This window comes from Paenibacillus abyssi (genome assembly GCF_014640295.1).
Taxonomy (GTDB): Bacteria; Bacillota; Bacilli; order Paenibacillales; family Paenibacillaceae; genus Paenibacillus_D; species Paenibacillus_D abyssi.
This window is the reverse complement of record NZ_BMGR01000001.1, coordinates 459876-475517: the sequence shown is the minus strand read 5'-3', so window position 1 is coordinate 475517 and position 15642 is coordinate 459876. Positions and strand designations below refer to the sequence as shown.

Below are 15642 nucleotides of genomic sequence, written 5' to 3'. Positions count from 1 at the left end.
AAGCAAAAAAGCGCGAGTTTGGGGGTTACTTGACCCCCACGATTCGCGCTTTTTGGTTCATCGTTACCCATTTGACCAGATTATGGGCAAGCGAAAGCCACCCGACTTCCAGGCTCACCTTCGGTAAGCCGCGAAGCAGGAATCGCCGGAAGCTCCAGTTGCTCTTCATTTCTCCAAACGCACTCTCCGGTTCAATCATTCGGCGTACCGAGAGCTTATAGCCTTCAAACAAACATCTACTTATTGACGCGCTTAATTATAAGGATTCTAATTCCGCATGTACAGCGGCTGCTACATTCTTTTGATAATTTAATCCCCAGACTTCCATCACGCTTATAATGGGCCGTAACGAATTTCCGAGCTCGCTAAGCTGGTACTCGACTCTTGGCGGAACCTCGGCGAAGACTTCGCGAGTAACAATCCCATCTTCCTCCATCGATCTCAGGTTTTGCGTTAATACCTTTTGACTAATATCGGGTATCCTTTTACGAAGCTCGCCGAAACGTTTGGCACCGGGAAGCAGCTCCCGTAATATAAACAGCTTCCACTTGTTGCCGATTAAGCCGACTGTTGTCGCGACAGGGCATAAGGGCAATTCTTTGCTATTGGGTAACATTCGTGTCCCTCCATTAGTTACTTTTAGGTTCCTACATAATAAAAAGGTGCCTACTTTCAAATGTACTTTATTGCTTATATTATAAATGCAGAGATACGAAATGCAAAATGTTCCGAAGAGAAAAGGAAATTGTCACTCTAGAGGGAGAAAAAGGGGGGCCTCCGTATAACTTGGCTCCTGTCTTCCGCGACAATGTATTGAACGCTAATCCTAGGATTGCAGAGGTTATCAATAAGGTTAGCAGCAGGGGAAACGCTGCTGATTCGAGGCGGTACCAGCTCGGTCGGATTGGCTGCGCTACAGTTGGCCATAGCCGCCGGGGCGAAGGTCTTCTCAACGACGAGAGACCCCCGCAGGATAGATATCGTGAAGCAAGCGAGATTCCGGATATCAAGAGCGTCGCTTTTTGCGCGATCTCTACTGGGGTATTCGGGTTTCCCAAAGCGGAAGCCGCCCAAATAGCCGTTGAAACGGTGAATGACTGGCTAAATACGCACGACCACCGTTTTGAACGGATTGTCTTTAATGTTTATAGCGATGAAGATTATCTGGAATACCTTCGGGTATTCACGTCCTGATCTTCGGGAGAGAGTGTCTTTTAACTCAACGAACGGATTGGAGCTGTAGATCGAAATGAATTTAATGCGAGATCATCATCAGCTTAGATTTGCTCTCATACTGGCGGCTTTTTCTGCGCTGGGGCCATTTACAATCGATATGTATCTTCCGGCATTTCCTGAAATGATGAAGTTTTTTGGAACCAGCGCATCGGTCATACAGGTGAGTTTAACCGCATGCATTTTAGGATTAGCCATAGGCCAAATCGTTATCGGAGCTTTAAGCGATGTGTATGGCCGACGTAAACCGCTATCAATCTCGATGATACTCTATTTCCTTTCCTCATTTGGATGTGCGTTTGCACCGAATGTTACGGTGTTCATTCTATTACGTTTTATTCAAGGATTTGCCGCGGCCGGCGGAATTGTGATCACTCGGGCGATTGTTCGCGACAAGTACAGCGGGATCGAATTGGCAAAGTTTTTTGCCCTCCTCATGATGATTGGGAATGCCGCCCCATTGCTTGCGCCGCTTGCAGGGAGTGCTGTACTTTCTTTCACCGAATGGGTTGGAATGTTTATCTTTTTGGGGCTTCTTGGGCTGTTATTGACGAGCATAACAACATGGAAGCTCAAGGAGAGCTTACCTGTTGCGCAACGTGTCCCCAGCAATGTAGTGGGGTTGTTATCAAACTTTAAAACATTACTTGTAAATCGGACGTTTATGGGTTATGCGTTAGCTCCAGGCATCATGTTCGCAGGCGTCTTTGCCTACATTTCGGGAACTCCATTTATTTATCAGAAGATATACGGTGTGTCGCCTCAAACGTTTTCGATACTCTTTGCGCTTAACGGTGTCAGCTTAATCTTAGGATCCCATCTGGCAAGGCGACTGTCCGGACGTATGCCGGAACGTCGTTTTCTTCTATTCGGAATGTCGCTGGCCATGATCACCAGCACGGCAGTCCTGATTGTGGTTCTAGCACATGGACCTTTATTTACGCTGGTTATACCGCTTTTTTTATTAGTCGGATCGATCGGAATGATCTCACCCGTATTTTCTGCATTAGCGATGGATTTGCAAGGGCATATTGCAGGCAGCGCCGCCGCGCTGCTGGGTGTCTTCCCTTTATTATTCGGTTGTATCACTTCCCCGCTTGTGGGGATTGCGGGGGAATATTCTGCTTTACCATTAGGGATCATTATTTTTACAACGAGCTCAATAGCCATTATCACATATGTAGTCCTGGTTTTCAGGAAAAAGGAGCGAAGTGTACGGTGATCGCGGTTCAAGATATTGTTGCAAAGAAAATTCTCACGGAAGCAAAGGGCTATTTGGATGTCGGATTTACCCATTCCTTAAATCCATATGGCGGCTGCGCGTTCTCCTGCCGATATTGTTATGTCAGGGAAATGCCGATTCAACGATTCAAAGATATTCCTTGGGGAGAATGGGTGGATATCAAAACGAACGCGGCGGAAAATTATCGGACCGAGATGGTTAAGTTACGCCGCAAAAACAAACCCATCCATATCTTTATGTCTTCAGCCACAGACCCCTATCAGCCGATTGAACGAAAGGCGACGATTACGCGGCGAATATTGGAAACGATGATTGATATGCCGCCGGATTTGCTGCAAATCCAGACACGAAGTCCGCTCATTAAGAGAGATCTTGATTTGTTAGTCCAACTAAAAGAGACATGCAGCATCCTGATCTCGATGACGATCGAAACGGATCGGGAAGATATCAAGCATATCTTCGCACCGTATTCGCCTGGCATCAAGCTGCGGCTAAAAGCATTAAAAGAACTGCATGAGGCCGGAATCGCTACGCAGGCCTCGATTTCGCCCGTACTGCCGTTTACCCCTCACTTTCCTAAATTGCTGGAGGGTATCGTAGATCGGATATGGATCGATACGCTAAATATCGGGGACGGTTCAATGGGGAAGCGTTCGGCGAGCCTTGGGATGCCGCAATTGTTTGAAGCAAACGGTCTATCGGATTGGTACCAGCGGGATATTCATACGCGAGTCGAAAAGTATTTTAAGAAAACGTTCCCCCAGGAAATGATCCATGTCTCCAAAGAAGAAGCTTTCCCGATCCAAGAGAAAGGATCGAATTGATGAATCAAGAAGCTCGATCAGGCGGGTCAAGCAGGGGGCATATGATCACGGGACCGCTCAGCGATGCATTAGTCAGAAGAAGCCAATGCACCATCGCACCGTAACGATTAATTAAGGAGGAAACTACTATGAACACACAGACCATCACTTACGACCTTGGGAAGCTGCCAGAAGGAGCCCGAACTCAGTCCGTGACCGCCAATCCGACTACAATGGGTGGGCGGCAGGCATTATGCATTACACTGACGGATGAAACTTCAAAAGGCGAACCAAACATTGATTTCATTGATATGCCGACATTCTTGTTGATTCCTGGAGATTTCAAAAACGGAACGATATCGGTAGACTTGTTCAGTAAGTTACGAGACGATGCTCCGGCTTATGCACGCGGGTTCGCAGGACTGGCATATCGCATAAGCAATAGTGATGATGTCTTTGAAGCAGTCTACCTTCGTCCGTTAAACGGCTTAAAGACAAAGCCCGAGTCGCCTCGCGATAAGCGTGCCGTCCAGTATTTCGCATACCCTGATTGGCGGTTCGAACGGCTGAGACAGGAATACCCGGACGGTCGTTTCGAGGCGGGAGCGGACATTGGTCCTGCCGAATGGATTAATCTCACGTTGGAAATTGACGAGATCCACCTGACAGTATTTGTCGATGGGGCCGAGTACATGTCATTAGACAAGACTAAGGCGGAGGCAACCTCGGGAAACATTGGTCTGTTCGTAGACATTGGGACCGAGGCTTTCTTTTCTGATCTTCGGATTACACAGCGTTGATGTCATCGAAAAGGGAGAATATGACATCTAACTAAAAACTGCAGTAATTACGGGAGGAAGATCTGGAAGGAAGTCAAGTGCTGCTATCGGAGTTCTGAGGAAGAGGAGTATTCTTGAATATATTGCGGAAAGCGACATCGCTATCGAATCCTTCGTTGCTAGACTGGACAGAAATAAGATAATCATCGGTTTCATGTCCTTATTAACTCTATATAATTTGCAATATCGCTTTCCGTCATGGCACCGGTGATCACCTGCAGCAATTGCAAGTGAAGGAAATTTTAGTGAAGCGAGACGGCATGTCGATTTACGGACAGGCCTATATTCCTGGTGATGGAGCCGGATGGTATATCATGAAGAAACAACAATCCGGCCAGATTGTTACGACTGACTCCGTAGCCGGACATGTCGTTTCTGATTAGATATCCGATTAAAGCGTTCTTTCTAACAGGGCTCCCACTTGTTTGGCCATTGCTTGCGGCGGATGAGGCATGCCATTTCGGATCCACCACTCAATCACCCCTACATAAGCTGTCCCCGCATATTGCAACATAACATCTTCACTTAAATCCGTATTTCGTTCACTTTCTTTGTCAATCTCACCTTTAAAGCCTTCCATAAAATAAGCAAGAAGCCGGGTTCTGAAAGAGGATGGGGCACCTTTCGCCTCTTTGCTTGCTAACATGGTCGAAAAAAATAAGTAATTTTTCTCAAAATATTCAAAATAGGGTATAAGCGCTTCGCTCCAATCCATCTGGCAAGCCCACTTATCCATTTCCCCTAATTCATTTAAATGGCCTTCTATGAGTTTATCTAATAAATCGTATTTATCCTGAAAATGTAGATAAATGGTTCCGCGGTTTACGTTTGCCCGATCCGCAATATCCTGAATGGTAATATCATCAAAGTTTTTTTCAGTCATCAGTTCGATAACAGCTTTTCTCAAGGATTCTTGTGTTTTAAGAATTCTCCGATCTAATTTGGCCATTGTGATCGTCACCAAGCTTTCTGAGATAATTAACATTTTGTATAATTCTGTTGATATATCAACGTTTCGGATTCTTTTAACCATTGAATGTCCTTTCCTTGCTTATATAATAATAAACATAGGTTGATTAGGCAAAGCGTTTTGTTTATCGATCTTATGTTGCGCTTATTAGTATTTCTAAACAAGCATGAAAATATTGAAATTCTATTCATGGATTACAGGAGGATATGTATGATTCAAACTAATGCACGTGCTGTATTTAATCCGGAAGGCCCCTTCAAACTGACAACGATCGAACGCAGGGATCTGAAGCCGCATGATGTTCTCATTGAGATTAAATTCGCTGGTATTTGCCACTCCGACATTCATACCGCTCGCGGCGATTGGGGACCGGTCCAATATCCTCTCGTGCCAGGGCACGAGATCGCCGGTATCGTTACCCAGGTCGGTTCGGAAGTGACCAAGTATACCATTGGCGACCGAGTAGGGGTTGGCTGCATGGTTGACTCCTGCGGAGAATGCGCGAGCTGCCATAAGGGGGAGGAGCAGTATTGCCTTAGCGGGAATACGGGCACCTATGGAGCCATCGACCGATACGGGCAATATACGCAAGGTGGTTATTCTACCCACATCGTCGTAACGGAAGACTTCGTGGTTCGAATACCTGACGGTATGGAGTTGGACGCCGCCGCTCCTCTCCTGTGCGCCGGCATTACGACGTACTCGCCGCTGCGTCATTGGGGAGCCGCTCCCGGCAAGAAGGTAGCTGTCGTCGGACTTGGCGGGCTTGGACACATGGCTGTGAAGCTCGCTCATGCCATGGGGGCAGAGGTAACGGTTTTATCGCAATCTTTAAAGAAGAAAGAAGACGGTTTGCGGCTTGGCGCGGACCATTACTACGCGACGAACGATCCGGAGACGTTCAAGAAACTGGCCGGTACGTTCGACCTCATCGTGAATACGGTGAGCGCGGAAATCGATATTAATGCCTATCTTTCGTTGTTGGCGTTGGACGGTACATTGGTCAACGTCGGTGCGCCGGCGGAACCGCTGCCGGTTCAGGTATTCTCGCTGATCCCTCATCGTCGGTCGTTCGCCGGGTCGATGATCGGTGGCATCCGCGAAACGCAGGAGATGTTGAACTTTTGCGCCGAACACAACATCGCTCCCGAGATCGAGGTCATTTCCGCGAATCAGATCGATGAGGCCTGGGAACGGGTACTCGCTTCGGATGTCCGGTATCGTTTCGTAATCGACATCGCCACGATGGAGAACGAATAACGAGTCATTCTGGCGATATTTTAGGGTTGGCTTCGCGCAACAACTGAGGGATTCGACAATGGACGTTACCTTGAAGTGTCCTACCAAGGCGCAGGCGCTTTTTCAGATATGGGCGGACCATCTGTCCCGAGAACGCCTAAGCAAGCCGCGGAGTCCATCCTTTGGTTGGCGACGATCGGACCTGAAGGGCCTAACGGGGGATTGTTCAGAGACGGCAAACAAATCGATTGGTAATGGAGGTTCTTGAAAATGGAAATCAAAAGAATCGGTACGCAGCCTTCCGGCAAGGGGCCTTCCGAATATTTTACTGGCACGGTTCGGATTGATCCCCTGTTTGGAGCACCCGGTCCTGCACGCGCGGCCGGAGCGAGCGTTACGTTCGAGCCTGGTGGACGGACGGCATGGCATACGCATCCGCTAGGTCAAACTCTGATTGTAACCTCAGGCTGCGGAAGAGTTCAACGTTGGGGAGGTCCCATTGTGGAGATTCGTCCCGGCGATGTAGTCTGGTTCCCGCCGGGCGAAAAACATTGGCATGGCGCTTCTCCAAGCACAGCAATGACTCACATTGCCATTCAAGAGCATCTTGACGGTAAGGCGGTCGATTGGATGGAGCAAGTCACCGACGATCAGTACAACGCCCAGCCGGACTAGGAGACTCTCGAGGACATGACCAATAACAACAATCGGCATGAGGTTAGATTGGCATTGCTGCTAGGTTTATTTTCGACGCTGGGGCCATTTACGATCGATATGTATTTACCTGCGTTCCCGGAGATGGCAGAACAATTCAATACGACGCCTTCCCTAATCCAGTTCAGTCTCACCGCTTGTTTACTTGGACTCGGCGTGGGTCAACTCGTGACGGGGGCGCTGAGCGATGGGTATGGCAGACGAAATCCATTGCTCATTTTTATGGCAGTTTATGTCGCCTCTTCGTTAGCTTGCGCATTCTCACCCAATATAGGGCTATTGATCGTATTTCGGTTTATGCAGGGGTTTGCCGCTTCGGCGGGCATCGTGATCTCTCGAGCCATCGCACGGGACCTGTATAGCGGTAAAGACCTCACTAAATTTTTCTCGTTGCTTTTGCTTGTAAGTAATTTGGGACCTCTCACGGCTCCCGTTGCAGGCAGCGGCGTCCTTTCGTTCACGACATGGATCGGTGTATTTATAACTTTAGCACTTCTGGGCACGTACTTGTTCATAATGACAAAATGGCGTTTGCAGGAAACCCTGCCTTCCGAGCGCCGCAGTCCTACGAATTTCGGGCATCAGCTGCGCGCCTATAACTTGCTTTTGCGGGATCGCCAGTTTTTGGGCTATATGCTGGCGCAGGGCATTATGATCGCCGGGGTATTCGCTTATGTTTCCGGTACGCCCTTCATTTATCAAAATATATATGGAGCATCTCCCACCGTATTCGCTCTCCTGTTCGGGTCTAATGGGATTAGCTTGATTATTGGCTCCCAAATCGTCGGACGGATGTCTCATCGTGTATCTGAACGCACCTTCCTGCATTTCGGCCTGTGGCTAGCCCTAGTGGCAAGTGCGGCTGTCATAATCGTCGCTGTCGTCAATGGACCGCTGTTCACATTGGTGATCCCGTTGTTTTTCTTTGTAGCCGCAATCGGGATCACCTCGACAGCCGCCTTCCCGCTTGCGATGGAGGGTCAGGCTCGCATGGCGGGAAGCGCGGCAGCGCTGCTCGGCGTTGTTCCCTTCCTGCTAGGCGCGGTCGTCGCTCCATTGGTTGGCATTGCAGGCGAAGATACAGCCGTTCCGCTGGGCGTCATTTTACTTTGTGCGAGCGCAGCTGCTATACTGGCATACTTCTTACTCGTAAAGTCTCAACAAGGCTCGTCCCAGAATGCTGCGAATGAATCCAAGTAGCTAGGAAATGAAGGAATGAGGTAAAATCTTGATAAAAAACAGTACCCTAGTGGGCACACTAGAGGTACTGTTTTTGGTTTCCTGCGTTATGGGGCTATAGATTCAACTGGGTCCCGGTAAATGCGAGTGCAACAAGTAATTGAAATTGCCTTTCCAAGGTATTGACTTGGAGTTAACTCCAGACGGTAGAATCATTGATGAGGCCTAGTCCAATAAAGAAGGAGTGTATCGGTCAATGGAATATGTGAAGCTAGGAAATACCGGTCTGGATGTATCAAGGATTTGTTTGGGCTGCATGGGATTCGGTGATGCATCGCGTTGGACGCATCCATGGGTACAGAATGAAGAACAAAGCCGTGAAGTGATCAAGAAAGCGCTCGAGCTTGGGATCAACTTTTTCGATACGGCAAACGTATACTCGGCTGGAACAAGCGAGGAATATGTCGGACGCGCGCTCCGGGATTTCGCGAACCGCGATGAAGTAGTCATCGCGACCAAGGTTCATTTCCGCATGCATGAAGGCCCGAACGGGGCGGGGCTTTCCCGTAAGGCGATCCTGAGCGAAATCGACAAGAGCTTGAAGCGATTAGAGACTGATTACGTGGATGTGTATCAAATTCACCGATGGGACTACAATACGCCGATCGAGGAAACGATGGAGGCTCTCCATGACGTCGTGAAAGCGGGGAAGGTGAGATATATCGGCGCCTCCGCCATGTTTGCCTGGCAGTTTCTGAAAGCGTTGCATGTGGCCGAGAATAACGGCTGGACGCGGTTCGTTTCGATGCAGAATCATTATAACCTCATCTACCGGGAAGAAGAGCGCGAAATGATTCCTCTCTGCAAGGCGGAAGGGATCGGCGTCATTCCGTACAGCCCGCTTGCATCCGGCCGCCTGACGCGCGGTGGGACGGAGGCGTCGCATCGTTCCGAAACCGATAAGGTGCAGAAGTCTAAATATGATGCTTTCGCCGAGGCGGACCGCCTGATTGTGGAGAAGGTGGCCGCAATCGCCGAGCAGCGCGGAGTCTCGCGCGTGCAGGTCGCGCTTTCCTGGCTGTTGCAAAAGGAACCAGTTACCGCTCCCATCATCGGTGCGACGAAAGAATCGCATCTCGAGAGCGCGGTCTCCGCGCTTGAAGTCAAGTTGACGCCGGAAGAGATTGCGTCGCTTGAGGAGCCATATGTACCCCACCGGGTTGTCGGCGCTTTGTGATAACCGCAGGGATTCGGGATTTGATAGGGGAAAGAGTACGCTTCGTTATTACGAGCGCATTGGTTTAATTCCCCCCGTAAACCGGAACAAAATCGGTATACGGGATTATACGGAGGAAGACATCAAGTGAATTGGTTTATCAAATGCATACGGCAAAGCGTCGGTCTTCCTGTCGAAATGTTGATTGAGTACGTGAGCCTATTTCAAAAAGGCGACGATACGCTCGTGACACGGAAAGAGCTTCTGGTCGACCAACGCAATCGGCTGGCTGACAAGATAGAAGAAATGACGAACACGCTTATTGCGTAACAATAATTGCAGCTAGAGAGCCGATTTTCGTCCCCGTTGACCATTATACAGAAACAAAATCGGGATAATAAGAATAATACCAATTCTGAAGATGGAGTCCAAACCTGAATTTACAGAGTCGGCTTATTACGAATCTGCAGAGTAGGGAGGAAGAGTAATTGTAAATGTTGTTCCAACGCCCTCAACACTATCAATACTAATATCACCTTTGTGTAAGGTTATAATCTCTTTGCAAATAGCCAGCCCTAAGCCGGCACCGCCTGTTACTCTTGAACGTGATTTGTCAACACGATACAAACGCTCCCAGATATGAGGAAGATCTTTTGCCGGAATACCAATGCCTGTGTCCGAAACCTTTATGAAACAAAGATTATTTTCATTGTGAGTTGCGAGATGAATCGTTCCATCCTTGTTTGTGTACCTTTTAGCATTTTCAAGCAAATTAATGATAACTTGCTGCAGCCGTCTTTCATCACCCCAAACATAAATGGAGGCCGGCGAAGGAGAGTAGGTAAGGCTAATACTTGCTGACTGTATAGGTTCTGCCATTAAATCGAGAGCGTTAAGAATGACCTTTTCAACAGAAATGCGTTTACATTCAAATGTAAAGGACCCCTGTTCAAGGTTGGCCAAGTCAAAAAGATCTTGGACCAGTCTTTGTAGCTGTATGCTCTGTGAATGCAATAACGAAAGATACTTATTTCGATCTTGATCGTCTGGAATCTGGTCTTTGTTTAAGAGCTCAGAGTAACCTTTAATGTATGTTAAAGGTGTCCTTAATTCATGTGAGATATCTGCTAAAAACTGATTTCGTTGTTGCTTATAATACTGAATGTTTTGGGACATTTGATTTACTGCTTTGGATAATTGCGCGATTTCATCGGTCCCTTTCTGAGTTAGCTCCCAGTCATGGTGACCGTCCGAAATCCGTTTTGTAATGTGAATGATACGCAACAGAGGCTGGACAATCCGATTGGAAACTAGATAAATGAGGACCGCGCTGATAACCAAACCTATAATAGCCACACCAATAAAGGTTGTATTCAGCGTAGCCACAGCTTTGCGTATAGGAGAAGTAGGGCTGAACATAATCACCTTACCAACAGTTTGCCCGTCCGAACTGATATCGGCTTCTGTGACAAAGTAATCTTCTTCTTTCCAGTTTGAAGCGATCACCGGCCCGTGGCCTTCATTGCCATGAGTAATAATGTCATTCAGATATGCAAGGGACAATTGTGAGATCCCCTGGGAACCTCGAAGAATATTTCCCGAAGCGTCCAGGATCAACAGGAGATTATTTGATGAACTTTCCATGCTTACCACATGCTCCATCGTTGCTGGATCGAAATGATCGGTTAGTATCGTAGCGTAGTTATGGCTCCGCTGGTTCAAATAACTAATCGTGTCGTTTGTATAAAACCGTATGAATAAACCATACAACACGCCTTCAATCAATAAAATCAAGGCCAAAAAAATGAGGACAAGCATCGTCCCAAGCTTACTTGCAATACTATTCAATTTAAGAACTCTCATGGCATATATATCCCGTTCCCCAGACTGTTTTTATTACTTCCTGCCCTGGAAGGCCTGCTTTAGACAGCTTTTCTCGTAAGTTTTTTATATGCGTATCGACGGTTCGATCGTCATTGACATAGGCCGTTTTCCATATTAATTCGAGTATATCATCCCGATGAAAAATTCTTCCCTTATTAGAGAGGAAGAGTTTCAAAATGGCATATTCCTTCGGGGTCAATGCAAGTTCTTTGGAATGAACCATCGCCCGATGGGTCGCTAAATTTAACGTCAGTCCCTTATAGATAAGAAGTTGATTTGGCTTTTTAAGCTGTCTATCGTCTTGTAGGAAACGTTCCCGTCGAAAGATGGACTCGATACGAGCTAGTAGCTCCTGCTGCTCAAATGGCTTAGTTATATAATCATCTGCTCCTATGCGCAAACCTTCAACTTTGTCGATCGTACGTTCTCTCGCCGTTATCATAATAACAGGCGTCGTGTAAGAAGCCCGAATGGCTCGACAAACTTCAAAGCCATCCATAATCGGCATCATCACATCCAACAAGACCAAATCATACGATGTTTGTTGCATCTTCAAAAGCACATCTTCGCTATTGCTGATTGCATCAGCTGTATACCCATCTGCTTTTAGATACAGCATAAGAAGTTCACGCATTGGTTCTTCATCATCAACGATCAGAATACGCTGCTCTTTCATGTTGCACCTCTCAAAATTAGATATGTCCTACTATCTATTCTATCCGTAGATTTTGAAGAAAAAGTGAAGAAAGTATAATGCCTGTAGGGTTGTTCTCTTCTTATAATCGTATTACTTTCCGCAGTAAGAAGCTACATTATTAAAAAGGAAATTGATATTATCCTATTTTGTATCAGGTGAAGGAGTTATAAATATGGAAGTCATTTTCTCAATCCTCATGATGCTCCATGGTATTTTTACAAGTGATTCAAGTGAAGCGAATTTATCATAACAAAATGTATTAGCGCTCACAACTAAGCAGCAGACAATCACTTCTCCAGGAGAAGCTATCTTTGTCAAAAAAGATCCGCAGCCTCAAACGCCTCTTATTAAGGGGATCTACATCACTTCACATAGGTATGGATATCGATATCAAAGATGATTTTGGCTATATTACCTTCAAAACTGATGAAAATTATTACTACAGCTAGGGACGGTTCAAAACAATATCCGAGATGTCACTCGCCTGATGGAGCGTCTAAATGAACACTATGTGTATCCAATTTTAAAGACAGTGTGCTTTCAGAGAAAAAACCAGAACTTTCTTTCCAGCGCAAGGACGGGAGCTTATGGAAGAATAATCGGGGGAGAGCTTTGATAATCCATACCTTAAAGTGGATCGGCAACATCGCCATTGCAAAAGAGGCAGCTAAACCTAGGTTTTTGAGAAATACAATTTGATTACGTTCGATTTCCGGAAGGGTTTGAAAACATCTCAGATAGCCTGATTTATCAGAAAACTGATGAGAGCAGAGTGGATGTGATCACCGGATTTATAAAATACTCCCGAGAGCAGCTTGAACCACTAGGTATTTGTGTCTCCGTAGACATTTTTGGTTATGCTGCTTCGGTTCCCGCGGCCGAAGGTATAGGTCAAGATTTCATTAAAATCTCCAAACATGTGGATATTATTGTACCTATGATCTATCCGAGTCACTATAGTACAAGTTAACTATACCGCTGGCGTGATTTACTAATAAGTCTATATACAAGTCCAGGTCATGAATAACTTTTTCATGACCTGGACTTTATCAATCAATGTGACACTGCTTTTTTTAGGGGAGAGAGTGAACCAACACAAGCATCTTCAATGTACATTTGATGCCACATCATAAACACAAGAATGGTCCATAACTTCCGACTTGTATCTGCTTTGCCTTCTTTGTGCATTTCAAGTAAATGCAACACATACGTTTTGTTTATCCAGCGATCAACGTTAGCGGAGTTAATCAGTTCTTTAGCCCAAGTGTACCATTCTTTTTTCAACCATACTCTTGTCGGCACCGGAAACCCAAGCTTTTTTCGGGATTGTACATCTGGTGGTACGATATCCCTCATTGCCTCCCGTAGCAAAACTTTGGTAGCATCGGGAGTCACCCTATATTTAGAAGGGATACTGGCTGCGAATTTAAACACTTCGATATCGACAAAAGGCACACGGAGCTCAAGCGAATTTGCCATCGACATTTTATCAGCTTTCATCAGGATATTACCACAGAGCCAGGTATGAATGTCGATGTACTGCATTTTAGTCACGTCATCATAGTGCTTGGCTTGCTGATACAAAGGGGCAAGGAGTTCGTGCGTAGGGAGGATGCCATCCTTATTCCAACCCTCTGAGAGAACGTTCTTTTTCTCTGAGTCCATGAATATTTTCGCATTCCCAAAGAAGCGTCTGTCCAGTGGCATACTGCCTCGTTCCAAAAAACTCTTACCTTTCATACCAGTTGGCATGAGATTAGCCATAACTCCCGCCATTTTTTGAATCATGGGCGAGGCTTGAAACATACGCAGGGAATGAGGTTCGTGATAGATATTGTATCCGCCAAAAAATTCATCCGCACCTTCGCCCGAGAAAACAACCTTAACATGTTGGCTGGCTAATTTGGAGACAAAATAGAGGCCGACAGCGGATGGATCGGCAACAGGCTCATCCATATGCCAAATAAGAGAGGGCAAGACATCCATGTATTCCTGAGCAGTCACCTTGATTTCGTGGTGTTCCGTACCAAGATAATCTGCAATCTTTCTTGCAGCCTCCAATTCACTGTAACCTTGCATGTCAAAACCAACAGAGAAGGTCTTGGTGGGCTCCAGCCGATGTAGCATGCCCACGAGACTACTGGAATCAATGCCGCTTGATAAAAAAGCACCCCTGGCTGCGTCAGAGTCACGATGAAGTTTTACAGAATCATTTAGAACAGAACGTGCTTCTTCTGCCAAATCAGAAAAGCTTCGGTTTTCGTTCGGGTTGAATTTTACATCATAGTAGGACTTAATAAAAAGGGTGTCGTTCTGAATGACCATGTAATGACCGGCTTTTAGCTTGTTAATGGATTGAAACATTGTCGCTGGCTCAGGAACGTATTGGAAGGTTAGATAATGATACAGAGAATGCTCATCGACTTCACGATCCACTTTTCCGGAAGCGAGAAGAGATTTAATTTCAGAAGCGACCATGAATCCATAAGGGGTGGTGCTGTAATAGACAGGCTTTATACCAAACGGATCACGTGCAGCAAAAAATAGCTGATTTTTCTTATCCCAGATGGCAAACCCAAACATGCCTCTCAAATAAGTCGCGCACTCTATGCCAACCTCTTCGTACAATCGAAGCAGAACTTCGGTATCCGACCGGGTATGAAAGATGTGACCTTTCGTCAACAACCACTCCTTCAGCTCCAGGTAGTTATAAATTTCGCCGTTGAATACAAGACATACATCTTGGCTTTCATTTGCAAGTGGTTGGGCGCCATGTTCGATATCCAAGATACTCAGTCTTCGAAATCCAAGTCCGACGTATCCATCGGTAAAAGTCCCTTCGTCGTCTGGCCCTCTATGGTAAACAATATCCGTCATCTTCTGCAAGACCTCTTCATTTACCGGAACTTGATTTTTATTATACAATCCAACAAATCCACACATGTCACTGATTCTCCTTCAAATACTGAGTGATACTTTTAGTGTAACAATGGACTTTGTGGAATTTGTGAAGATGAAAAATGCGAATTAGAAAGCCCTTTCCATCTTATTTTAGATGTGAAATTGTTGAGTTGCGCCGCGCGAATGAAATTCTCAAGGATGCACTCGGTTTTTTCGCAAAAGACCGGAAGCGGTAAAGGCATGCCAGCTCTATGCATATATCCGTGAACGACGGGATCGGTGGACCGTCATGAAGAAAGTCAAGCGTCATCCAAACGGCATTACACGTGAGGATGCCGCAGCTCAGAAGAGCGAAAACCTTCCGCAGAGACTTCAAATCCTCAGTATCCAATTAAAAGTGGCTATCGGATATCACCGAAGTCCCTTGTTCAGACGGCAAGCGATAAATTGCTCAAAGTTAAATGCTGGATTTTCTGAAGCACGATAGATATAAATTGTCATCCCATTATTCAGTATAAAGTATATCTTGATGTCCCGAAATTCGGCCTAATATATTGCAACCTGAAGGAACTATTACATATTTGAGCGAAGTCGAACCTTTAAAGCCGCATTAATCGCGGCTTTTTTTTAATAGGATCACGTTCTTGACAAGAACGTGATCCTATTCCCAAGACTGGTAACTTGGAATAAGCGAAAGACAAAGTGGAACTATCATAAGCCTGAT

17 protein-coding genes and 2 pseudogenes are annotated in these 15642 nt (G+C 46.2%); 13 read left to right on the top strand and 6 right to left on the bottom strand.

Going from position 1 to position 15642, the window contains the following annotated elements:
- Window positions 1-25 precede the first annotated feature (25 nt).
- Both IEW11_RS02605 and IEW11_RS02600 read right to left on the bottom strand, forming a co-directional pair.
- Window positions 26-226, bottom strand: a pseudogene (locus tag IEW11_RS02605) (transposase); the annotation flags it as partial.
- A 30-nt stretch (window positions 227-256) separates the two neighbouring features.
- A complete protein-coding gene (locus IEW11_RS02600) occupies window positions 257-616 on the bottom strand; it encodes a winged helix-turn-helix transcriptional regulator (protein ID WP_188528700.1) in 360 nt (119 codons plus the stop codon).
- Window positions 617-786: 170 nt separating this feature from the next.
- On the opposite strand from IEW11_RS02600, the gene IEW11_RS02595 reads away from it, so the two are divergent.
- The 5 genes from IEW11_RS02595 to IEW11_RS02575 all read left to right on the top strand — a co-directional run bounded on the left by IEW11_RS02595 (window position 787) and on the right by IEW11_RS02575 (window position 4501).
- On the top strand, window positions 787-1194 hold the full coding sequence (locus IEW11_RS02595) for a macro domain-containing protein (RefSeq protein WP_229724921.1): 408 nt from the start codon (window positions 787-789) through the stop codon (window positions 1192-1194).
- A gap of 55 nt (window positions 1195-1249) precedes the next feature.
- Window positions 1250-2455, top strand: coding sequence for a multidrug effflux MFS transporter (locus IEW11_RS02590; protein ID WP_188528698.1), 1206 nt, complete (start codon window positions 1250-1252; stop codon window positions 2453-2455).
- On the top strand, window positions 2455-3300 hold the full coding sequence (locus tag IEW11_RS02585; RefSeq protein ID WP_188528802.1) for an SPL family radical SAM protein: 846 nt from the start codon (window positions 2455-2457) through the stop codon (window positions 3298-3300). The genes IEW11_RS02590 and IEW11_RS02585 overlap by 1 nt, the downstream gene beginning before the upstream one ends.
- Before the next feature lie 128 nt (window positions 3301-3428).
- Entirely contained in the window at window positions 3429-4079 is a 651-nt protein-coding gene (locus tag IEW11_RS02580) for a hypothetical protein (RefSeq protein WP_229724920.1), read from the top strand.
- Between the two features lie 269 nt (window positions 4080-4348).
- Window positions 4349-4501, top strand: coding sequence for a hypothetical protein (locus tag IEW11_RS02575; protein WP_188528696.1), 153 nt, complete (start codon window positions 4349-4351; stop codon window positions 4499-4501).
- An 8-nt stretch (window positions 4502-4509) separates the two neighbouring features.
- On the opposite strand, the gene IEW11_RS02570 is transcribed toward IEW11_RS02575, so the two are convergent.
- Entirely contained in the window at window positions 4510-5067 is a 558-nt protein-coding gene (locus IEW11_RS02570; RefSeq protein WP_188528695.1) for a TetR/AcrR family transcriptional regulator, read from the bottom strand.
- A 231-nt stretch (window positions 5068-5298) separates the two neighbouring features.
- On the opposite strand from IEW11_RS02570, the gene IEW11_RS02565 reads away from it, so the two are divergent.
- The 7 genes from IEW11_RS02565 (at window position 5299) to IEW11_RS25285 (ending at window position 9766) form a co-directional block, all read left to right on the top strand.
- The gene (locus IEW11_RS02565; RefSeq protein ID WP_188528693.1) at window positions 5299-6348 is read left to right on the top strand and encodes an NAD(P)-dependent alcohol dehydrogenase; all 1050 of its coding nucleotides are present in this window, start codon (window positions 5299-5301) and stop codon (window positions 6346-6348) included.
- A 75-nt stretch (window positions 6349-6423) separates the two neighbouring features.
- Window positions 6424-6582: a hypothetical protein gene (locus IEW11_RS02560; protein ID WP_229724919.1), complete on the top strand. Its 159-nt coding sequence runs from the start codon at window positions 6424-6426 to the stop codon at window positions 6580-6582.
- Between the two features lie 15 nt (window positions 6583-6597).
- A complete protein-coding gene (locus IEW11_RS02555; protein ID WP_188528691.1) occupies window positions 6598-7002 on the top strand; it encodes a (R)-mandelonitrile lyase in 405 nt (134 codons plus the stop codon).
- A gap of 15 nt (window positions 7003-7017) precedes the next feature.
- Complete coding sequence (locus tag IEW11_RS02550; RefSeq protein ID WP_188528689.1) at window positions 7018-8241, top strand: multidrug effflux MFS transporter; 1224 nt, start codon at window positions 7018-7020, stop codon at window positions 8239-8241.
- Window positions 8242-8476: 235 nt separating this feature from the next.
- Window positions 8477-9457, top strand: coding sequence for an aldo/keto reductase (locus IEW11_RS02545; RefSeq protein ID WP_188528687.1), 981 nt, complete (start codon window positions 8477-8479; stop codon window positions 9455-9457).
- The gene (locus IEW11_RS25290) at window positions 9426-9587 is read left to right on the top strand and encodes a MerR family DNA-binding transcriptional regulator (RefSeq protein ID WP_373289288.1); all 162 of its coding nucleotides are present in this window, start codon (window positions 9426-9428) and stop codon (window positions 9585-9587) included. Before IEW11_RS02545 ends, IEW11_RS25290 begins: the two co-directional genes overlap by 32 nt.
- Window positions 9584-9766, top strand: a complete 183-nt coding sequence (locus IEW11_RS25285) for a MerR family transcriptional regulator (protein ID WP_373289287.1) — start codon at window positions 9584-9586, stop codon at window positions 9764-9766. The genes IEW11_RS25290 and IEW11_RS25285 overlap by 4 nt, the downstream gene beginning before the upstream one ends.
- 126 nt (window positions 9767-9892) lie before the next feature.
- Here IEW11_RS25285 and IEW11_RS02535 read toward each other — a convergent pair whose 3' ends face one another.
- Together IEW11_RS02535 and IEW11_RS02530 are read right to left on the bottom strand one after the other, a co-directional pair.
- Window positions 9893-11299 (bottom strand): sensor histidine kinase, encoded by a 1407-nt coding sequence (locus tag IEW11_RS02535; protein ID WP_188528685.1) that lies wholly within the window; start codon window positions 11297-11299, stop codon window positions 9893-9895.
- The gene (locus IEW11_RS02530; RefSeq protein WP_188528683.1) at window positions 11286-11996 is read right to left on the bottom strand and encodes a response regulator transcription factor; all 711 of its coding nucleotides are present in this window, start codon (window positions 11994-11996) and stop codon (window positions 11286-11288) included. Before IEW11_RS02530 ends, IEW11_RS02535 begins: the two co-directional genes overlap by 14 nt.
- Window positions 11997-12330: 334 nt before the next feature.
- On the opposite strand from IEW11_RS02530, the pseudogene IEW11_RS25280 reads away from it, so the two are divergent.
- Window positions 12331-12981 (top strand): annotated as a pseudogene (locus IEW11_RS25280) (putative glycoside hydrolase); the annotation flags it as partial.
- Between the two features lie 89 nt (window positions 12982-13070).
- Here the strand turns inward: IEW11_RS25280 and asnB are convergent.
- On the bottom strand, window positions 13071-14960 hold the full coding sequence (gene asnB, locus IEW11_RS02520) for an asparagine synthase (glutamine-hydrolyzing) (RefSeq protein ID WP_188528681.1): 1890 nt from the start codon (window positions 14958-14960) through the stop codon (window positions 13071-13073).
- Window positions 14961-15642: the final 682 nt, after the last annotated feature.

Excerpts from the sequence above, each read along its gene's own strand:
- IEW11_RS02535 (WP_188528685.1), bottom strand. The coding sequence starts at position 11,299 with ATGAGAGTTCTTAAATTGAATAGTATTGCAAGTAAGCTTGGGACGATG.
- IEW11_RS02570 (WP_188528695.1), bottom strand. The coding sequence starts at position 5,067 with ATGGCCAAATTAGATCGGAGAATTCTTAAAACACAAGAATCCTTGAGA.
- IEW11_RS02600 (WP_188528700.1), bottom strand. The coding sequence starts at position 616 with ATGTTACCCAATAGCAAAGAATTGCCCTTATGCCCTGTCGCGACAACA.
- IEW11_RS02550 (WP_188528689.1), top strand. The coding sequence starts at position 7,018 with ATGACCAATAACAACAATCGGCATGAGGTTAGATTGGCATTGCTGCTA.
- IEW11_RS02530 (WP_188528683.1), bottom strand. The coding sequence starts at position 11,996 with ATGAAAGAGCAGCGTATTCTGATCGTTGATGATGAAGAACCAATGCGT.
- IEW11_RS02545 (WP_188528687.1), top strand. The coding sequence starts at position 8,477 with ATGGAATATGTGAAGCTAGGAAATACCGGTCTGGATGTATCAAGGATT.
- asnB (WP_188528681.1), bottom strand. The coding sequence starts at position 14,960 with ATGTGTGGATTTGTTGGATTGTATAATAAAAATCAAGTTCCGGTAAAT.
- IEW11_RS02590 (WP_188528698.1), top strand. The coding sequence starts at position 1,250 with ATGAATTTAATGCGAGATCATCATCAGCTTAGATTTGCTCTCATACTG.
- IEW11_RS02565 (WP_188528693.1), top strand. The coding sequence starts at position 5,299 with ATGATTCAAACTAATGCACGTGCTGTATTTAATCCGGAAGGCCCCTTC.
- IEW11_RS02555 (WP_188528691.1), top strand. The coding sequence starts at position 6,598 with ATGGAAATCAAAAGAATCGGTACGCAGCCTTCCGGCAAGGGGCCTTCC.
- IEW11_RS25290 (WP_373289288.1), top strand. The coding sequence starts at position 9,426 with ATGTACCCCACCGGGTTGTCGGCGCTTTGTGATAACCGCAGGGATTCG.
- IEW11_RS02580 (WP_229724920.1), top strand. The coding sequence starts at position 3,429 with ATGAACACACAGACCATCACTTACGACCTTGGGAAGCTGCCAGAAGGA.